Raw genomic sequence first — 5505 nt, forward strand, 5'->3', positions numbered from 1 at the left:
AGCGTGTGATGTTTGAGAACTCAACAGTGTGTCATGCATAGATTGTTTGTGACGTTTGTGTGCATTCGATCGTGGCCATCTTTTGGTGGTTGTGGTTGGTGCTTGTCAATGAAATGATTCTGTGGACAGTTATATGTCAGCAGTTTGAAGTTTGTTGGGATTTTGATTTTCTTATGGAGAGTTTGATCCTGGCTCAGGACGAACGCTGGCGGCGTGCTTAACACATGCAAGTCGAGCGGAAAGGCCCTTTCGGGGGTACTCGAGCGGCGAACGGGTGAGTAACACGTGAGTAATCTGCCCTGCGCTCTGGGATAGCCACCGGAAACGGTGATTAATACCGGATATGACCTCTACCCGCATGGGTTGGTGGTGGAAAGTTTTTCGGCGCAGGATGTGCTCGCGGCCTATCAGCTTGTTGGTGAGGTAATGGCTCACCAAGGCTTTGACGGGTAGCCGGCCTGAGAGGGTGACCGGTCACACTGGGACTGAGACACGGCCCAGACTCCTACGGGAGGCAGCAGTGGGGAATATTGGACAATGGGCGGAAGCCTGATCCAGCAACGCCGCGTGAGGGATGACGGCCTTCGGGTTGTAAACCTCTTTCAGTACCGACGAAGCGAGAGTGACGGTAGGTACAGAAGAAGGACCGGCCAACTACGTGCCAGCAGCCGCGGTAATACGTAGGGTCCGAGCGTTGTCCGGAATTATTGGGCGTAAAGGGCTCGTAGGCGGTTTGTCGCGTCGGGAGTGAAAACAGCCAGCTTAACTGGTTGCTTGCTTTCGATACGGGCAGACTAGAGGTATGCAGGGGAGAATGGAATTCCTGGTGTAGCGGTGAAATGCGCAGATATCAGGAGGAACACCGGTGGCGAAGGCGGTTCTCTGGGCATTACCTGACGCTGAGGAGCGAAAGTGTGGGGAGCGAACAGGATTAGATACCCTGGTAGTCCACACCGTAAACGTTGGGCGCTAGGTGTGGGACCTATTCCATGGGTTCCGTGCCGTAGCTAACGCATTAAGCGCCCCGCCTGGGGAGTACGGCCGCAAGGCTAAAACTCAAAGGAATTGACGGGGGCCCGCACAAGCGGCGGAGCATGCGGATTAATTCGATGCAACGCGAAGAACCTTACCTGGGTTTGACATACACCGGAAGCCCCCAGAGATGGGGGTCTCTTTGATACTGGTGTACAGGTGGTGCATGGCTGTCGTCAGCTCGTGTCGTGAGATGTTGGGTTAAGTCCCGCAACGAGCGCAACCCTCGTTCCATGTTGCCAGCGGGTTATGCCGGGGACTCATGGGAGACTGCCGGGGTCAACTCGGAGGAAGGTGGGGATGACGTCAAGTCATCATGCCCCTTATGTCCAGGGCTTCACGCATGCTACAATGGCCGGTACAAAGGGCTGCGATCCCGTGAGGGGGAGCGAATCCCAAAAAGCCGGTCTCAGTTCGGATTGGGGTCTGCAACTCGACCCCATGAAGTCGGAGTCGCTAGTAATCGCAGATCAGCAACGCTGCGGTGAATACGTTCCCGGGCCTTGTACACACCGCCCGTCACGTCACGAAAGTCGGCAACACCCGAAGCCGGTGGCCTAACCCTTGTGGGGGGAGCCGTCGAAGGTGGGGCTGGCGATTGGGACGAAGTCGTAACAAGGTAGCCGTACCGGAAGGTGCGGCTGGATCACCTCCTTTCTAAGGAGCACACCCGTAGTCGATGGCCGAATGTGTCGTCGCGTCAAAGGGGTGTTCACTAGTGGAACACATTCAATCGTTGGATTCTGGTTCTGGCAGCTTTGTGGTTGTCGGGGTGGGGTTCGGTAGGTATGGCACGCTGTTGGGTGTCTGAGGCATCAGACGCCGCATCCGCTCACATCTTTGGGTCTTCTTGGCTCTTGGTGGGGTGTGGTGCTGGTTGGCTTCTGGTTGTTTGATTTCTTGATAGTGGACGCGAGCATTACACCCGCGTGGTCTGTTGTTTGGGCTGGTGGGTGTTGTGTTGTTTCGTATCGAATTGAATTGATTGTTTTGTGTGTTCTCTTAATTGGTTTGTTCCATGAGGGATCATTGACTGCACGGGGCTGCTTTGGTGGCTTGTTGTTTGTGTGTGTTGGTGGTTTGTTGTGGGCAAGTTGTTAAGGGCACATGGTGGATGCCTTGGCATCGAGAGCCGATGAAGGACGTTGGAGCCTGCGATATGCCCTGGGGAGTTGGCAACCGAGCGTTGATCCGGGGATGTCCGAATGGGGAAACCCAGCACGAGTCATGTCGTGTTACCCGCATCTGAATAAAATAGGGTGTGTGGAGGGAACGTCGGGAAGTGAAACATCTCAGTACCGACAGGAAGAGAAAACAACCGTGATTCCGAGAGTAGTGGCGAGCGAAATCGGATGAGGCTAAACCTATATCGTGTGATAGCCGGCAGGCGTTGCGGTGTGGGGGTTGTGGGAGTGTTGTTGCCGTCTCTGCCGGGGTGGCGCACAGTGAGAAACCTCAGACGAGGTCGAAGTCCGTTGGAAAGCGGTGCCGGAGCGGGTGATAGCCCCGTAGACGATAGTGTGAGGCTGTGTTCAGCATTTCCCAAGTAACACGCCACTCCTGGAATGGTGTGTGAATCTGGCGGGACCACCCGTTAAGCCTAAATACTCCTCGATGACCGATAGCGGACCAGTACCGTGAGGGAAAGGTGAAAAGTACCCCTGGCGGGGAGTGAAATAGTACCTGAAACCATGTGCCTACAATCCGTCAAAGCCTTATGCACTTTGTGTGGGGGTGATGGCGTGCCTTTTGAAGAATGAGCCTGCGAGTTTGCGTTGTGTGGCGAGGTTAACCCGTGTGGGGAAGCCGTAGCGAAAGCGAGTCTGAATAGGGCGTTTGAGTCGCACGATCAAGACCCGAAGCGGAGTGATCTATCCATGGGCAGGTTGAAGCGCCGGTAAGACGGCGTGGAGGACCGAACCCACTTCAGTTGAAAATGGAGGGGATGACCTGTGGATAGGGGTGAAAGGCCAATCAAACTCCGTGATAGCTGGTTCTCCCCGAAATGCATTTAGGTGCAGCGTTGCGTGTTTCTTGCCGGAGGTAGAGCACTGGATAGCCGATGGGCCCGACCAGGTTACTGACGTTAGCCAAACTCCGAATGCCGGTAAGTGAGAGCGTGGCAGTGAGACTGTGGGGGATAAGCTTCATAGTCGAGAGGGAAACAGCCCAGACCATCGGCTAAGGCCCCTAAGAGGCGGCTAAGTGGAAAAGGATGTGGAGTCGCAGTGACAACCAGGAGGTTGGCTTGGAAGCAGCCACCCTTGAAAGAGTGCGTAATAGCTCACTGGTCAAGTGATTCCGCGCCGACAATGTAGCGGGGCTCAAGCCGCCCGCCGAAGCCATGGCATTTGTACATCAACCCAAGCCGCACTTGTTGTTGGTTCAGGGGTGCAGATGGGTAGGGGAGCGTCGTGTCACGGGTGAAGGGCCGGAGTGATCCAGGTCTGGACGTGACACGAGTGAGAATGCAGGCATGAGTAGCGAATCACGGGTGAGAAACCCGTGCGCCGATTGATCAAGGGTTCCAGGGTCAAGCTAATCTGCCCTGGGTAAGTCGGGACCTAAGGCGAGGCCGACAGGCGTAGTCGATGGACAACGGGTTGATATTCCCGTACCGGCGAAATGGCGCCCATGCTGAACCCGGTGATGCTAACCACCCGAAACCTAGCTTATCGATGTCTTCGGACAAAGAGGGCTGGGCGGAGCGTGGGACCCGACCCGGTAGTAGGCAAGCGATGGGGTGACACAGGAAGGTAGCCCAACCGCCGCGATGGTAGACGGCGGGTAAGCATGTAGGACGTGACCTAGGCAAATCCGGGTTGCAGCCCTTTGGTGGGTGAGTCTGAGATGTGATGCCGAGGCCGTAGGGCCGAAGTGGGTGATCCTATGCTGTCGAGAAAAACCTCTAGCGAGCCATGAGCCGCCCGTACCCGAAACCGACTCAGGTGATCAGGTAGAGAATACCAAGGCGATCGAGACAACCATGGTTAAGGAACTCGGCAAAATGCCCCCGTAACTTCGGGAGAAGGGGGGCCCGGAGCGTGTACCCACTTGCTGGGGAAGCGTGAAGGGCCGCAGAGACCAGGGGAAAGCGACTGTTTACTAAAAACACAGGTCCGTGCGAAGTTGTAAGACGATGTATACGGACTGACTCCTGCCCGGTGCTGGAAGGTTAAGAGGACGGGTTAGACGTAAGTCGAAGCTCAGAATTTAAGCCCCAGTAAACGGCGGTGGTAACTATAACCATCCTAAGGTAGCGAAATTCCTTGTCGGGTAAGTTCCGACCTGCACGAATGGAGTAACGACTTTCCTACTGTCTCAACCATGGACTCGGCGAAATTGCACTACGAGTAAAGATGCTCGTTACGCGCGGCAGGACGGAAAGACCCCGGGACCTTTACTATAGTTTGGCATTGGTGTTTGGTTCGGCTTGTGTAGGATAGGTGGGAGACTTTGAAGCAGCCACGCCAGTGGTTGTGGAGTCATCGTTGAAATACCACTCTGGTCGTACTAGATGTCTAACCTAGGGCCATGATCTGGTTCAGGGACAGTGCCTGATGGGTAGTTTAACTGGGGCGGTTGCCTCCCAAAATGTAACGGAGGCGCTCAAAGGTTCCCTCAGCCTGGTTGGCAATCAGGTGTTGAGTGTAAGTGCACAAGGGAGCTTGACTGTGAGACAGACATGTCGAGCAGGGACGAAAGTCGGAACTAGTGATCCGGCAACTGCGAGTGGAAGCGTTGTCGCTCAACGGATAAAAGGTACCCCGGGGATAACAGGCTGATCTTCCCCAAGAGTCCATATCGACGGGATGGTTTGGCACCTCGATGTCGGCTCGTCGCATCCTGGGGCTGGAGTAGGTCCCAAGGGTTGGGCTGTTCGCCCATTAAAGCGGCACGCGAGCTGGGTTTAGAACGTCGTGAGACAGTTCGGTCCCTATCCGCCGCGCGCGTAGGAAACTTGAGAAAGGCTGTCCCTAGTACGAGAGGACCGGGATGGACGAACCTCTGGTGTGCCAGTTGTACCGCCAGGTGCATGGCTGGTTGGCTACGTTCGGAAGTGATAACCGCTGAACGCATCTAAGCGGGAAGCACGTTTCAAGATGAGGTTTCCCACCCCTTTATGGGGTTAAGGCCCCCAACAGATTATTGGGTTGATAGGCCGGAGGTGTACAGCAGCAATGCCTAGCCGACCGGTACTAATAGGCCGAAGACTTGCCACAACAAACCCCCAACACACATCAACAACAACAGTTCGATGATGTACGGGACAACACACTGCGCGTCCACTACAAGACCAACCCCACCACCGGCCACAACATCAGCCGAGGTGATGGGTTCATAGAGTTACGGCGGCCATAGCGGCAGGGAAACACCCGGTCCCATCCCGAACCCGGAAGTTAAGCCTGCCAGCGCCGATGGTACTGCAACCGAGAGGCTGTGGGAGAGTAGGACGCCGCCGGACAAACATTC

The 5505-nt window shown here is 55.5% G+C and carries 3 rRNA genes; all 3 read left to right on the forward strand.

Features of this window, described 5'->3' with window-relative positions:
* Positions 1–170 precede the first annotated feature (170 nt).
* The 3 genes from MRBLML1_RS23205 to rrf all read left to right on the forward strand — a co-directional run bounded on the left by MRBLML1_RS23205 (position 171) and on the right by rrf (position 5497).
* Positions 171–1689, forward strand: a 16S ribosomal RNA gene (locus tag MRBLML1_RS23205).
* Positions 1690–2119: 430 nt separating this feature from the next.
* Positions 2120–5255: ribosomal RNA gene (locus tag MRBLML1_RS23210) — 23S ribosomal RNA — on the forward strand.
* A gap of 125 nt (positions 5256–5380) precedes the next feature.
* A 5S ribosomal RNA gene (gene rrf, locus MRBLML1_RS23215) occupies positions 5381–5497 on the forward strand.
* Together the 16S, 23S and 5S rRNA genes form the textbook arrangement of a ribosomal RNA operon.
* Positions 5498–5505: the final 8 nt, after the last annotated feature.

Source organism: Nocardioides sp. LML1-1-1.1 (genome assembly GCF_040676175.1).
Taxonomy (GTDB): Bacteria; Actinomycetota; Actinomycetes; order Propionibacteriales; family Nocardioidaceae; genus Nocardioides.